This is a genomic window from Nicoliella sp. ESL1120, from assembly GCF_058508515.1.
Genome location: NZ_CP196384.1, coordinates 288,045 through 301,885 on the forward strand (window position 1 = coordinate 288,045; position 13,841 = coordinate 301,885).

At 38.0% G+C, this 13,841-nt stretch carries 13 protein-coding genes and 1 other annotated feature; of the genes, 9 read left to right on the forward strand and 4 right to left on the reverse strand.

Annotation, left to right across the window (positions count from 1 at the left end):
- From ACSYTE_RS08265 to ACSYTE_RS08285, 5 genes are all read left to right on the forward strand, one after another.
- The gene (locus tag ACSYTE_RS08265) at positions 1-1,308 is read left to right on the forward strand and encodes an O-acetylhomoserine aminocarboxypropyltransferase/cysteine synthase family protein (protein ID WP_491717580.1); all 1,308 of its coding nucleotides are present in this window, start codon (positions 1-3) and stop codon (positions 1,306-1,308) included.
- Between the two features lies 1 nt (position 1,309).
- Positions 1,310-2,464, forward strand: a complete 1,155-nt coding sequence (locus ACSYTE_RS08270; RefSeq protein ID WP_491717581.1) for a M20 metallopeptidase family protein — start codon at positions 1,310-1,312, stop codon at positions 2,462-2,464.
- A gap of 17 nt (positions 2,465-2,481) precedes the next feature.
- Entirely contained in the window at positions 2,482-3,495 is a 1,014-nt protein-coding gene (locus tag ACSYTE_RS08275; protein ID WP_491717582.1) for an NAD(P)-dependent oxidoreductase, read from the forward strand.
- Between the two features lies 1 nt (position 3,496).
- Positions 3,497-3,916, forward strand: coding sequence for a GNAT family N-acetyltransferase (locus ACSYTE_RS08280; protein WP_491717583.1), 420 nt, complete (start codon positions 3,497-3,499; stop codon positions 3,914-3,916).
- Positions 3,917-4,251: 335 nt separating this feature from the next.
- On the forward strand, positions 4,252-5,157 hold the full coding sequence (locus ACSYTE_RS08285) for a hypothetical protein (RefSeq protein ID WP_491717584.1): 906 nt from the start codon (positions 4,252-4,254) through the stop codon (positions 5,155-5,157).
- A 54-nt stretch (positions 5,158-5,211) separates the two neighbouring features.
- On the opposite strand, the gene ACSYTE_RS08290 is transcribed toward ACSYTE_RS08285, so the two are convergent.
- Complete coding sequence (locus tag ACSYTE_RS08290) at positions 5,212-6,363, reverse strand: PTS sugar transporter subunit IIC (RefSeq protein ID WP_491717585.1); 1,152 nt, start codon at positions 6,361-6,363, stop codon at positions 5,212-5,214.
- Between the two features lie 304 nt (positions 6,364-6,667).
- Positions 6,668-6,919 (forward strand) — a binding site (T-box leader).
- Between the two features lie 55 nt (positions 6,920-6,974).
- Between ACSYTE_RS08290 and ACSYTE_RS08295 the strand changes: the two genes are divergently transcribed.
- Positions 6,975-8,084, forward strand: coding sequence for a 5-methyltetrahydropteroyltriglutamate--homocysteine S-methyltransferase (locus ACSYTE_RS08295; protein ID WP_491717586.1), 1,110 nt, complete (start codon positions 6,975-6,977; stop codon positions 8,082-8,084).
- Positions 8,085-8,194: 110 nt separating this feature from the next.
- On the opposite strand, the gene ACSYTE_RS08300 is transcribed toward ACSYTE_RS08295, so the two are convergent.
- Together ACSYTE_RS08300 and ACSYTE_RS08305 are read right to left on the reverse strand one after the other, a co-directional pair.
- Positions 8,195-8,788: a hypothetical protein gene (locus ACSYTE_RS08300; RefSeq protein ID WP_491717587.1), complete on the reverse strand. Its 594-nt coding sequence runs from the start codon at positions 8,786-8,788 to the stop codon at positions 8,195-8,197.
- 342 nt (positions 8,789-9,130) lie between these two features.
- On the reverse strand, positions 9,131-9,703 hold the full coding sequence (locus ACSYTE_RS08305) for a CAP domain-containing protein (protein ID WP_491717588.1): 573 nt from the start codon (positions 9,701-9,703) through the stop codon (positions 9,131-9,133).
- A 229-nt stretch (positions 9,704-9,932) separates the two neighbouring features.
- On the opposite strand from ACSYTE_RS08305, the gene ACSYTE_RS08310 reads away from it, so the two are divergent.
- Complete coding sequence (locus ACSYTE_RS08310; protein WP_491717589.1) at positions 9,933-10,706, forward strand: acetoin reductase; 774 nt, start codon at positions 9,933-9,935, stop codon at positions 10,704-10,706.
- 106 nt (positions 10,707-10,812) lie between these two features.
- Here ACSYTE_RS08310 and ACSYTE_RS08315 read toward each other — a convergent pair whose 3' ends face one another.
- Positions 10,813-11,373 (reverse strand): hypothetical protein, encoded by a 561-nt coding sequence (locus tag ACSYTE_RS08315; RefSeq protein WP_491717590.1) that lies wholly within the window; start codon positions 11,371-11,373, stop codon positions 10,813-10,815.
- 485 nt (positions 11,374-11,858) lie between these two features.
- Between ACSYTE_RS08315 and ACSYTE_RS08320 the strand changes: the two genes are divergently transcribed.
- Positions 11,859-12,869 (forward strand): alpha/beta hydrolase fold domain-containing protein, encoded by a 1,011-nt coding sequence (locus ACSYTE_RS08320; RefSeq protein ID WP_491717591.1) that lies wholly within the window; start codon positions 11,859-11,861, stop codon positions 12,867-12,869.
- Between the two features lie 258 nt (positions 12,870-13,127).
- Positions 13,128-13,430 (forward strand): hypothetical protein, encoded by a 303-nt coding sequence (locus ACSYTE_RS08325; protein ID WP_491717592.1) that lies wholly within the window; start codon positions 13,128-13,130, stop codon positions 13,428-13,430.
- Positions 13,431-13,841: the final 411 nt, after the last annotated feature.

Genomic DNA, 13,841 nt, shown 5'->3' on the forward strand with positions numbered 1-13,841 from the left:
ATGAGTGAAAAATTTGATACGAGAAAGATTCATAGTGGCTATGATCCAAAAGACTTTAACTATGCGGCCAACGTTCCCATCTTTCAGAACGTCGCATTTGACTTTGGAAGCGTTGAACGAGCCGATCAGGTCATGAATGGTGAACTGAATAATGCATTTATGTATTCCAGAGTTGCCAATCCGACTGTCGATGTCTTTGAAAAACGAATCAATGACTTGGATGGGGGTGTGGGAGCCGTCGCCCTATCTTCGGGGATGGCTGCGATCACCTATACGATTTTGAACGTCGCTGAAGGTGGCGGGCGGATCATTGCCCCCCGTGACATCTACGGTGCGACGCTAGATGAATTGAACACCCTGTTGCCCAAGTTCAACATCGAGACCGATTTTGTTGATGACATTAACGATTTGGATAAGTTAAAATCATTGATCAGACCCGATACCAAGGCGATTTACGCAGAAAGCGTTTCAAACCCAACGACTGACGTTACCGATGTGGAAGCCGTCGCGAAATTAGCCCACGCCCATCAGATTCCACTCATTATTGATAATACTTTCCCAACCCCATACCTGTTCAATCCAATTGAACACGGTGCCGATGTCGTTGTCTATTCATCAACGAAGGGGATCAGCGGGCATGGTAACGTCGTTTCTGGGATCGTGGTCGACGGTGGCCACTTCGATTGGAACGAACAACGCTTCCCGCAATTCTATGAACCAGAAATCACACTAGTCAAACCCAATGGTGAATCGGATACTTTTGCCCATGCGTTTGGTAAATCTGCATTTATTCATCGGCTGCGGATCAAATACTTACGATTAATGGGGGCGGTACTTAGTCCATTTTCCGCATACTTAGCATTGATGGGGCTAGAAACAATTTCAGAGCGGATCAGTAAGGAAGTGCAGTCGGCCCTTAAAATCGGCCGTTTCTTAGAGGGAAACCCGCATGTGAAAAGGGTCTTCAATAATGGCTTATTGGATACTGATCAACGGGCTCTCGTTGAAAAGTACTATCCTAAGGGAATTGGGACGACCTTTGCATTTGAATTAGACGGTGATTTCGATAACGTTGTTAAATTGTTGAATAATGTCCATGTCTTTACCTATCTGCCCAACGTGGGTGATAACCGTTCGTTGATCGTCAACCCAGTGCGGACGACCCACCGAGAAGTTCCTAAAGCCGATAAGGAGAAACAACACATTACCGATTCATTAATCAGACTGTCGATCGGGTTGGAAAGTGCAGATGATTTGATCAATGATTTAGACCAAGCAATTAACAAGGCGTTCGAGGAGGAATCTTAAAATGACAGAATTAATAACTGATAATGATTGGAACGAGTTAGTTGAACTAAGGCACTACTTTCATGCCCATCCCGAATTATCGAATCAAGAAGTGCATACTACCGAAAAAGTGAAGGAATTGTTAACGCAGTGGGGGATTGAAATCGTACCGACCAAGTTAAATACGGGGCTGTTGGCTAAGATCGCTGGCAAGCAGCCGGGCGCTTCGATCGCACTGCGGGCCGACTTAGACGCGCTGCCAGTGACCGAAGATACTGATTTAGCATTCAAGTCCACGAACCCAGGGGTGATGCATGCCTGTGGCCATGATCTCCACATCACTAGCTTATTAGGAGCCGCTAAGTTTTTCAGTGGTCACCGTGATTTGATCAACGGAAACATATATTTGTTGTTCCAACCCGCTGAAGAAGCTGGTGGGGGTGCGAACCAAGTGGTGGCAAAGCACGTATTAAGTGGGATTCAAGCGGTGCTTGGGTTTCATAATAACCCCAACTTACCCACTGGGATGGTTGCGTTACAAAGTGGTCCGATGATGGCAGGTTGTTCTAAGTTCCACATCACGATCAAGGGTCAGGGTTCCCACGGTGCCAAGCCTGAAAATAGCCATGACCCGATCGTGACGCTGGGCGCGTTGATCGAGAATCTACAAACGATTACCAGCCGCAATGTGAACCCCCAAGACGCCGTCGTTGTCAGCATTACCCACGTTGGCGGCGGTGAGGCCTGGAACGTGATCCCAGACACGGCATTTCTTGAGGGGACGGTCAGGGTCTTCAAGCTGGCAAACGATGATTTAGTTCAAAAACGGATGACTGAAATCGTGAAAGGCTTTACCGCTGCTTTCAACCAGGATTTTGATATTGATTGGAGCGAACGGGCGTTACCGATCGATAACAATCCTGAATTGACGAACGCTGTTATTAACAATTTAGCCGAAAAGGTCGAAAAACCGGTCCTTTCAATGGCAGGCGAAGACTTTGCCACCTACCAAGAAACGATTCCGGGCGTATTTGCGTTCATTGGTTCGAATGGACAACCAAATGCGGCGGATTGGCACGAACCACAATTCGTGGGGTTAGACGCAACGATCAAAACAGGGGTTGAATACTTTGTTGACGGGGCCCTTGGGATTCTCAAGGACTTGAATGAAAAATAATCTGGGGGTGGATATAAATGACGAAGTTGATCGCATACCACGTTCGCAAGGACGAACAACCATTTATCGATGCATGGAGCAAGGCCCATGGCATCCTTGTAAAAAGCGTCCCATACGAGTTACATCCAGACACCGTTAGTGATGTCGAAGGCTTTGATGGCATTATCTATAAGCAACGCAGCCGCTTAGACGATGACGGCTCCATCTATAAAACGTTGCATGACTACGGCATTAAGCAACTGGCCTGTCGTTCAGCTGGAATCGATACGATCGATTTCAATGCAGCGGCCGCAAACGACATTCGGATCACTAACGTGCCTTCCTATTCGCCACATGCGGTGGCAGAATTAGTACTAATGCAGGCGATGCAGCTAATTCGGCACTATCCAGAATTTCAGGCGCGCTTGGCCAACAATGATTACGTTGTCGATGGGCTGCGCTCCCGTGAACTTTCTGAATACGTGATTGGAATCATTGGTGTGGGGCGGATCGGCAGCACCGTTGCAAGAATCTTTCACGCCCTCGGTGCGAAGGTGATCGGCAATGACTTAGTGGAGAACGAGGCGTTAAAACGCGAGGGGATTTTAGAGTATCGGACTAAGGCAGAAGTGTACCAAAATGCTGATATTGTGACGTCCCACGTTTATTTAAGCCCAGATAACGTGCACCTGATTGATAAGGAAGCATTTGCGCAGATGAAACCGACCGCTTTTTTTATCAACGACTCGAGGGGCCCCGTTGTAAATACTGCTGATTTGATCAATGCCTTAGATCAACACCAAATTGCGGGGGCGGCATTGGATGTGGTCGAAGCGGAGACGAAAATTTTTAATTTACGCTTTTCTGGTAAGACCCCAGTTGCCCATTACAACCGCCTAAAGCAAATTCCGAATGTGATCTTGACGCCCCACGTTGGCTTTTATACCGACATTGCAGTTGAAAGAATGGTCACCCAGGCGTTAGATGATGCCCTGACGATTTTAAAGGGTGGGCACAGTCCACGTGAAGTAGCATTTAAGGAGGCCAAGTAAAATGGTAGTTTATCGCGCAATGAAGAGCACTGATTATGACCAAGCGTATGCATTATGGGAACGGACTGCGGGGATGAATTTACAATCACTGGATAATTCCTATGCTGGCATTAAGCGGATCATTGATCGCAATCCCGACCTGTGTTTTGTCGCTGAAGTGGATGGTAAGCTCGTGGCAACCTTGCTAGGGGCAACTGATGGGCGGAAGGGATTTCTGTACCATGTTGCCGTTGATGAAAAGTACCGCGGCCAACACATTAGTTCGGAACTGATCTCACGGGTATTCAAACAATTCCAATCGATCGGCATCAACACGATTGGGTTATTTACGGTGATCGATAATTTAGCAGGCCAATCGTTTTGGAAACATTTCGGTTTTAAGGAACGCCCAGACATTAAGTACTTAGATATTGACTTGTAACTTAAAAGCTTCGCTGGTGATTAATTACTAGCGAAGCTTTTTTTAATAATGTGATTTTTTCAATAAGATTAGTTGACAGTGCATTTATATTTAGCTTAGTATAAAAATTAAAATAAGGTGGTGATAAATAAATGGTCTCATGGAGATTTTAGAATTGAGTTACATATTTATTGAGCTTGAGCGTCATTTTCAATCATGGTTGCCAGAGTATTATGATACGTTGGTAATTATAAAATAAATAATAAATAATTTATAATTTGTGAAAAAATATTGTAATTAGCAAATGTTAGGGAGGAACTATTATGGATTTCATCACTACTGAACAACTAGAACAATTGCATCAACAAAATTCAAGTCAACAATATTTATTTTCTGGTCAATACGAAGGATTTTATATGTTTACGCAAACTTCAAAATCAGGTGTAAAATTTTTGAATGTTAATATGTTATTAAGCAACATTGTGATTACAATTGGCCAAGAATCATATTTATTTGGTAACCGTGATATGGCTGCGTATGGTAAGATCGCCATTGGTAAGGGGGTTTTAAAACCAGGCGAAAAAGTGTCTTTTAAAGCGCGATTGCTTAAAGGAGAACGCCAATTCGCTATTAATGATCGTAATGATTTTCACATTGGTGCTCCGTTAAAAATGGATATTTATTTTTATCAACAAAGGGAGATCTTTAATGGCGGAAAAGATGAATTTATAGGATTTTTAATTCATAATAAACCCAATTTAATCTTAAATCAGAATGAATTTGCTAATGAGGGACCGCTTTTAAATCAATACGTCAATTTATTCTTGGCAACATCATCGGAGGTTCCAGTGAAGGATCGGAGTAAACTGGAAATTTGGAATGGCATCAAGAGTGCAGTTCAAAGTGCTCCCAGTAGCGATTTTAATGCGAACTGGATTATTGATGGAAACCAACAAGAATATGACTTTATTAAGAATAAGGGCATTTTAACCAGTACCGAACAACTAAAAGTATATTCTAAATTAATTGATGATATTAAAAGTGGCCAAATTAATGGTCATTTACCCTTAAGCGCTAAAAACATTGAGATGCTTAAAATGGGTGGTAGTGCCACTGAAACTGTTTTATCTTATGTTTACGGAAATATTCAAAATATAAATAAAATGGTTAAAGAAAATGGACATCAATTCGCTTACTATAGAAGTCGTCGCCAAGACAATCGTGGAATTTATTATACTTTAATGGATCAAAGAAATGAATAGAATCTAAATAATAATCCCCAGTAGGTATAAGGCCCACTGGGGATTATTACTTTATTATTTAATTTCTTGTTGTAGATCTGTAGCTGAGTATAGTTTCAAGACCTTGGTAAAAAGGAAGTTAACGATGATTCCAGCAATGATTGGCACAATCAACCACGTAATCAACGATGGAACGATGCCAACGGTATGATGAACGAATTTACTTTCGCTTGCGCTAACGAGCATTGACTGGATCGGTGAGACTAATCCAATCCAACCAAATCCAGCGGAAGTGGGGGTCCCTTGTACGTTGAACATGGCGACTGGGATAGCTGAAATGGCCGCAGAGACCATAAATGCTAAAATCATGACGGGTTTTTTGAAAATCGATGGCATCATTCCCTTCATGGCACCAAGCAAGATCGCTAAGGACGTTCCCTTCTTGTTCACGACCACTGAGTTGACCAATAGGATGACGGTCGTTGCAACTACACCGACACCGGCGGATCCAGCGCCAAGGCCAGACAACGTGATAGCCAGTGAAATCCCAACCGTTGAAACTGGAGTAATGATAATGAATGAATAAGCCATTGCGATTAAAATGCTCATCAATAATGGTTGCAGGGTGGTGAATGTTTCGACCATCTCACCGAGGGCATTTGTGATCGTTGCAACAAACGGGGCGATATTTAATCCAATTAAACCAACCAGGCCACCGATAAGCAGGGGATTAAAGATAATCGCTACTGCTCCAAATCCATTCAGGTATTTAGCTACCAACTGAATTACGATTACAGCTAATGAAGCTACGATGATGGCATTGATCACATCTCCAGCCCCACTAGCGATGTATACGGTACTTGCGATTGGATTTTTAACATTAGTGATTGGATTAACAAACCCTGGATTGGCAACCGCCCATTTGATCGAACCAGAAGCAACCCCCGTAGCAATCATGGTTGTTCCGATATCGAGGGGTTTCATTTTAAACTGACTGGCAATTGACATTCCAATCAACAATGGAATAAATGAACCAAAAAGGACCAAGAGCGAATTTAACTGGATCGCCCAGGTGATGTGATTTTGGACTAACGGAGATAAGATGTACTTAACGATTGCTGATGGCAATACCCCGATCAAAATCCCCTGTGCGGAACCATTTAAGACTTTAAAAATAAATTCTTTGATACTATTTTTATCTTTTGAAACTGATGACTCATTATTCATAATAGACCTCCATGACTAACGTTGATTTTAAAAGCATTGATAATTTTTTCACAATCTTTATTTTAACACCGATAAATAAAAAAGACTATTGTTTCACATTAAATTTAAAGATTTAAGATTTTATTTTTAGTTCAATCAATTAAAAATTAAATGCTGCAGATGGATTTTTCTTTGGTGTATCATCTCAACTATTATCGGTGCTGATCGTAATAGCTATTTTGTCCGCGATTTATACTTAATCGTTTTTGCTAATTAATTGACACTATTTATTGAAGGTGTTAAGATGATGCCAAACTTAAATATGAACGAAGCAATGAAAAGATAAGTAAAACGAAAGTGGTCTTAAGAGAGCTAGCGTTATGGTGTGAGCTAGTGGCTAATTTAGTTTGAAAATGGTCTTAGAGCGGAATTTGGTTGAGCGTAATGTTAAATCAAATTGGGATGGACTCCATTAACCTAGTCCAAGTATAGCTGGTCTGTAGGCCTGCGTACTTCAGAGGTGTATGGTGTGAGCCATGCATGAACAAAGGTGGCACCGCGATCAATCGTCCTTGGGATATTAATTTAATATTTCAAGGATTTTTTTGTTTAAAAATAAGGAGTGGATAATAATGACAAAGGCAGTTAAGTTTCCAAATCGTTACGATATCGTTGGTAGTTTTCTAAGACCTGAAGCTTTAAAGAAGGCTCGTGCACAATTTAGTAATCGAGAAATCAGTCATGATGAATTAACAGCGGTCGAAAACCGTGAAATCAAGGATTTGGTTCAAAAAGAAATTAATGCGGGTCTAAAGGATGTTACCGATGGGGAGTTTAGAAGAAGTTGGTGGCATTTGGATTTCTTTGATGGCTTAAACGGAAGTCATTTTTATACTCCAGAACATGGCTATCGGTTCAATGGTGAAGAAACGCGTAAGGGCGGAATTAAGATCAGCGATAAGATCACATACAACCCTAACCATCCCTTCTTTGCGGGCTTTGAATTTTTGAACTCAATCGTTCCAGATGGCATCACCGCTAAACAAACGATTCCCAGTCCATCGGTTTTCTTCCCTAACAAGGAAGCTGGAATCGATGATGAATATTATGATGGTAACCTAGATGCATTCCTAGCTGATGAGATTGAAGCATACAAGCAAACCGTTCAAAAGTTTTATGACCTTGGCTGTCGCTACCTTCAAATTGATGATACTTCTTGGGGGATGTGGGCTAGCTTTTCAAAGGATACGATTTTACCAGAATTAAAGCCGCTTTGTGAAGCAGCGGTCAAGGCAATCAATGCGATTGCTGATAGTAAGCCTGATGACTTAGTATTAACGATGCATGTCTGTCGGGGAAACTATGATTCACACTGGGCTGGTGCTGGAGCCTATGATCCAGTTGCTGATTATCTAGCACAATTACACATTGATGGTTATTTCTTGGAATATGATGATGAACGCTCTGGTGGGTTCAATCCGCTCAAACCGATTGCTGAAAATGGTCGTGATCAACGGGTGGTCTTAGGACTGGTTACTAGTAAACGGCCAGAACTAGAATCGTTTGACACCCTTGATGAACGGGTACATGATGCTAGTCAATATTATCCATTCGATGACCTCTGCTTATCGGCTCAATGTGGATTCGCTTCAACTGAAGAGGGGAATCGGTTAACTGAACAGGATCAATGGAATAAGATCAAGTTAGTTGTTGATACCGCGAAAAAAATTTGGCAGGATTAAAATAAAAACGGCTCCATATTTGGCAATGGTAAAATTGCTAAACAGGGGCCGCTTTTTTATAGTTGATTTAACGATTAGCTGATTAGTGTAATCGAGACTACAAATTAAAATTAACTGAAGGATTGGTTTAAACGTTTGATTATTTCCTGATAGGTGATTGGATCTGGGTTCTTATTGAAGTCCATACTGATGATTTGTTTCTTATCGTAAAGGAGGTTGGATTTTTTAACATATAATATTGCTTTAATGGACTTTATTGCATTGTTTATCTTTAAGATTTCAGGATTATTGTCGTATCGTTTATAATCATTAATTCTTTGATCATAACCATAGTTGGGGGATTCTTCCATTGACTTGATAGTGATACTTAAGTCTTTATGCGTAGTAACCTTTTGGTGGTATGCAAAGACTGAGGTTGCCGAAACTGCATCACTCTTACCAGCTCTTAGTCCTGGAATAACGCTGATCTGCTCTAAAACATAGTTCCAGATTTTATTATTATCTAAATGATTATCATTTATAGTATAGTCATCGGAAATGTCAGAATAAAAAACCTTTGCATCAGGATTTTTCTTAGCATTCTTATCAATTAAAGCAAGGGCCTTTAGAAAACTTAACTTATCCTCTAGAGTAGCGTTCATCTTAAAGATGTTTCTCTGCAACTTAGCTGCGTATAATTTTTCCATTCCTTTACTTCCCTTCAATTATTAATTTGTGTTGCAATTGCTAATAAGCGAATCGAACGCTTTTTATTCCACCAGAATTAGCTAATGAGATGTAAAAAACCAGATAATCAATTTAGAGTACCTGGTTACTGGATGGTTTTAACAACGTGAATTTTTATTTTTAAGCAAATACAATTTAATTGTATCGCTAATAAAAATCAAATTCAACTTTTTTGTTTAAAAGAAAAGGACTGCCCTCCGATTGAGTATCGGAGGGCAGTCCAATTTATTCACACTAAGATCAGATTATAACTTTTATTTTGATATTAGGAGACAAAACAAGTGGAGTTAGGGAAGGTCCCTAACTCCACTTGTTTTGTTTTATTTAGCTATTACATAGACAATACTTTCATGTGGATACTTACTGTTGTTAGAGTTATATCCATAAGCAAATCCAACCCCAGCTTTTTTAAAGTTCTTAGTAATAAAATTGTTATATTTTTTGCTGTTCTTTTTATAGAATAAATAGTCTTGCAAATATCCAACAGTCTTATTAGCATTTAAACGCTTAGTACTCCAAGTTCTAGCAATGAAAATGCTTTTACCGAATTTCTTAGCAAAATCTTTTCCCAAAATTTTGGTTAAGGCTTTATCATCAAGATGTCTGTTTTTACCGGCAAAAATATATTTTTGCATCTTATTGGCCTGTGTTTGGGCTTCTTTGCTCAATGTTTTATCATATGTCATTTGGTGTTGCTTAGGGAATTTCAGGTACTTAATTTGGTTGGCATCATTCACAACCATCTGTTTCAAAAGTTCTGAGTAGTCTTTTTCCACATGTTCAACATGCTTTGCTGCAGAAACACTTGTATTGTTTGTATATGTAAATCCGAATAAAGTACCGCTAGCTAAAATAGCTGAAGTTAACAAAATTTTGATATTAGATTTTTTCATATTATCACCTCAAATATGATTTTACATTATATACTAAAATAAAAGCAAATTTTATATCTTTTGGATATATTTAAATAATTTTGTAAGATAATATTTAAATCTAAATCATCATATAATAAGGACTTTAAGGATTACTTAACATCAGTCCATAATGTTTGAAAATCAGTTGACCTAGTTATAAAATTATTGTGAAATAATTAACAATTTAACTAACGGAGGACTGACATTCATGGATAAACAAGTTGCTTTAGTAACAGGTGCGGGTCAAGGAATTGGAAAGGCAATTGCCGTTCAACTAAGTAAGGACGGATTTGCCGTTTCGCTGACTGGTCGGCATTTGGATAAGGTGCAAGCAGTTGCTGATGAAATTAACGCTGATGGTGGCCAAGCAATCGCCATTAAATCAGATGTACAATCAAAAGAAGAAGTTGAAAAAGCGGTGCAAGAAACGGTCGATCAACTAGGCCAATTAAATGTATACGTAAATAATGCAGGGATTGCTTCTGTTGATTCAGTAGAAGAAACTACCGAATCAGAAATGCGTCGGTTGTTAGACATTAACGTAATGGGGGCATTATTTGGGATTCAAGCTGCTGCTGATCAATTCAAGAAGCAGGGGACGCCAGGTAAGATTATTAACGCCTCCTCAATTGCAGGCCATGAAGGATTCCCAATGCTCGGTGGCTACTCAGCGACTAAGTTTGCAGTGCGGGGCTTGACCCAAGCAGCTGCTAAGGAACTTGCTAAGGACAAAATCACCGTTAATGCTTATTGTCCAGGAATCGTATTAACGCCAATGTGGGATGAAATCGATGCTAAGATGACTGACTTAGATGGACGTCCAAAGGGAGCTGCCCTTAAGGATGCAATCAATGGAATTGCACTTGGTCGCGGTGAAGAACCAGTTGATGTATCTAACTTGGTATCATTCTTGGCCAGCGATAAGGCAGATTACATTACCGGACAAGCAATTATTGTCGATGGTGGAATTCAGTTCTTATAGGATTTAAATAAAAACGTCTCTGTAATAGCAACTTTTAGTTGCGAATTTGGAGGCGTTTTTTTGTGTTTTCAATTAAAATATTACGAGGAAAATAATTTATTTATAGTTAATCATAAATAAATCCTGAGTACTTTTTATTAGCTAACTTTTTAGCTAGATTCTCAGATCTATATGCATGCGACGAAGAGAAACCAGCACCGCTAGCCCTTGATAAAATCCAATTTCCCTGAATTTTTGAAATATTGTAGAATGTTCCAGTTCCAGCGCTTTGATTCCAACCGTAAGTATAAAGCCATCTTTTTCTTAGTTTATCAGATGGCATATTGTACCAGCCATGAGAATATACCCAGTTTGGATGGTATGAGGATTTATCAGTGTGTTTATAAAATTTATGAAGCTGGGTAACAGATGGTTTTTTGTTTTCTGAAAAGCCCTTTGTATTTAAATAATCATATATTTTATCCTTAGTTATAACTATCTTTTCATAAGATGGTTGGGAATGATAATATGTATACCAAGTGCCGCGGATTGATTTAGGATAAGTAGAAATATATTCAAGGTTAGCTTTTTTTGATGCAGACACATTGATGTGATGGCCTTCTCCTAAATATAATGCTGAGAATAAGGTAAGTGGTAGTGCTAATTTGGCAATTAATTTTTTATTCATGATATTATGACCCCTTAATTTAAACAAATAGTATTTGTTTTACTAGTGATATTATTTGAACTTAGGCATATCCATTTTCATTTTGATAGCCGAATTTGTTATGTCAAAATTTATACTAATATAATTATAGTATAAAAAAATCATAAAATCTATTACCAACTGTATGTTAAGAGTAAGATGTTGATTAAGTAAATGTTATACTCTTAAATTCATTAATACCATAAAGTTATAAAATTATGTTAGGGGACACCCATCTGTCAACCTTCTAATAAATATGGTCATTGTTTCACTAGTTAATAATGTTATTAAAAATAAAAATTCGAACACGATTTATTTTCGAAATCAGATTAATAATCATTACATTATTTATAAATTTTAACTTTAATTCCCACCTTTCGCTCTTTGTAAATTATCATTAGTGAATAATGTTATCTAGTAGTCGTTCATTATTTAGATGCTTAATTTCAGTGGAGGTTTAAATTATTTTGAAAAAAGAATTTAATGTTGGAGATACCTCAGTTTTAGCTAATTACATTACCGACCTTTTGCCTAAGCAATCAGCAGGAGTTGGTGGTGGCCTTGGAATGGGTGATTTTGATTTACAAAACATTCACCGTAAGTTTTTAAATATTTCCTATGGTAATAAATCACAATCAGAAACTTTAAATATTTACCTTCCAAATACTACTTCTAATCAATATCCAGTAATATTCGCAATTCACGGTGGTGGTTTTAAATTCGGTAATAATACTGCAAGTGACTTAAAAGCACAAATGAGTGCCTTAAATCATGGCTTTGCAGTTGTTACAGTTAACTATCGACTTTCTGGTGAAGCGACTTTTCCAGCAGCTATTAATGATGTTAAAGCGGCCATTCGTTTAGTTAGAAAAGATGCTGCTAAGTATGGACTGGACCCTAACCGATTTATTTTATGGGGAGATTCTTCCGGTGCTAATTTAGCAGCTTTAGCTGGTGCTACAGGTGGTAGTGATCAACTGTATGATTCAGAACTAGGTTATCTAGACATCTCGGATAAGGTTAGTGCAGTAATTGATTATTACGGACCAATTGACTTCGGTAATATATCTAGTGAGTTTAAATCACTAGGGATAACGCCAATGATGAATATTGAAGATGAAAATTCATTTGAAAGTCTTTACCTAGGAGCTCCAATAAATGGTGATTCTTCGTTAGTCAGGCAGTCAAACCCAGTTAGCTATTTAAAAGCGAATGATTCTACTAAGTACTTCATTATTGCTGGGGACTCCGATGTAAATGTTCCATATCTTCAGTCAATCAATTTTGCAGCTGAGTTAAATTGTAAAGTAGGGGAGGAAAGTTTTTCACTGAACTTAATCAAGGGAGCCACTCACGGAAGCTATCAATTTGAGAGTGTTGAAGCTTTGAGTTTGGTTTATCAATTTATCCAAAATAAAGTTGGTTGGAAGGTTAAATCAATTAATAAGGATGATCGTGATTATATTTTAATCAATTAAGGTGAATTTCTTCAATTTGCCAAATTAACTAATTCATATAATGGTCTGGATTAATTTGATGTAGTTTTAAATACATTATTTATTTTATATCTCACTCTTAAAGATTATTAATTATCAAATATATTTAATGGTTCAATCACGAACGAATTAGCTATTACGAGATAGCACAGATACAATTTAGTTAAAATTGTTTTGTCCGAGGCCTGGACATAGGCTCACTTATTACTATTTAATTAATAGAAAGTAGGAAAAATAACCATGTCATTAATAACAGTAATCATCATTTTAATCATTAGTTTTATCGGTTTTAAATACTTGCAAAAACGACAAAATCAACACCCTAAAGTCATTGAATCATCAAATCAAGAACTTATTGAAAACAAAACAAATGATCATCCTCAAATTAATTCAATTTCAACTTATCAAAAATCACAACCCCGTAAAATATATCATTATCAATCAAATGCCATGCATTCTAACCCAGAATCACATCGATCCAATTTATTCAAAGGGGTATTAATTGGTGTAATTGGGGGGTATTGCTATCAACAAATTATTTGATCATGATAATAACCATAACAATAATGATCAAAAATTTAATCAACATGCACTTGATGATTATGATGATAATTAACACAACCATAACATTGATAATTACAATGATGATCAATACGATTATAACCGTGATGAGTACGATAATGATACTTACAGCGATAACAACTGGTAATCTAACTCAAACTTAGTAATTTAAATATCTTTTCGATTGTGATTCGATTTTAACGTTAAATGCCGGATAAAATTTTTAAATCCGGTATAAGTTAATCATAGAAGTTTTTGATAAAAATAGCATTTTCCTAATAATTACTGATCCAAATCTTTGGCAAATCGCAAAATGTATCGGTTCGATTTCATGGGCAGTTGGATCAGCATTTTTAATTGCAGCTAAGAGTATTAAGCTTAAAAAGGACATGA

Excerpts from the sequence above, each read along its gene's own strand:
- ACSYTE_RS08265 (WP_491717580.1), top strand. The coding sequence starts at position 1 with ATGAGTGAAAAATTTGATACGAGAAAGATTCATAGTGGCTATGATCCA.
- ACSYTE_RS08270 (WP_491717581.1), top strand. The coding sequence starts at position 1,310 with ATGACAGAATTAATAACTGATAATGATTGGAACGAGTTAGTTGAACTA.
- ACSYTE_RS08275 (WP_491717582.1), top strand. The coding sequence starts at position 2,482 with ATGACGAAGTTGATCGCATACCACGTTCGCAAGGACGAACAACCATTT.
- ACSYTE_RS08280 (WP_491717583.1), top strand. The coding sequence starts at position 3,497 with ATGGTAGTTTATCGCGCAATGAAGAGCACTGATTATGACCAAGCGTAT.
- ACSYTE_RS08290 (WP_491717585.1), bottom strand. The coding sequence starts at position 6,363 with ATGAATAATGAGTCATCAGTTTCAAAAGATAAAAATAGTATCAAAGAA.
- ACSYTE_RS08295 (WP_491717586.1), top strand. The coding sequence starts at position 6,975 with ATGACAAAGGCAGTTAAGTTTCCAAATCGTTACGATATCGTTGGTAGT.
- ACSYTE_RS08305 (WP_491717588.1), bottom strand. The coding sequence starts at position 9,703 with ATGAAAAAATCTAATATCAAAATTTTGTTAACTTCAGCTATTTTAGCT.
- ACSYTE_RS08310 (WP_491717589.1), top strand. The coding sequence starts at position 9,933 with ATGGATAAACAAGTTGCTTTAGTAACAGGTGCGGGTCAAGGAATTGGA.
- ACSYTE_RS08315 (WP_491717590.1), bottom strand. The coding sequence starts at position 11,373 with ATGAATAAAAAATTAATTGCCAAATTAGCACTACCACTTACCTTATTC.
- ACSYTE_RS08325 (WP_491717592.1), top strand. The coding sequence starts at position 13,128 with ATGTCATTAATAACAGTAATCATCATTTTAATCATTAGTTTTATCGGT.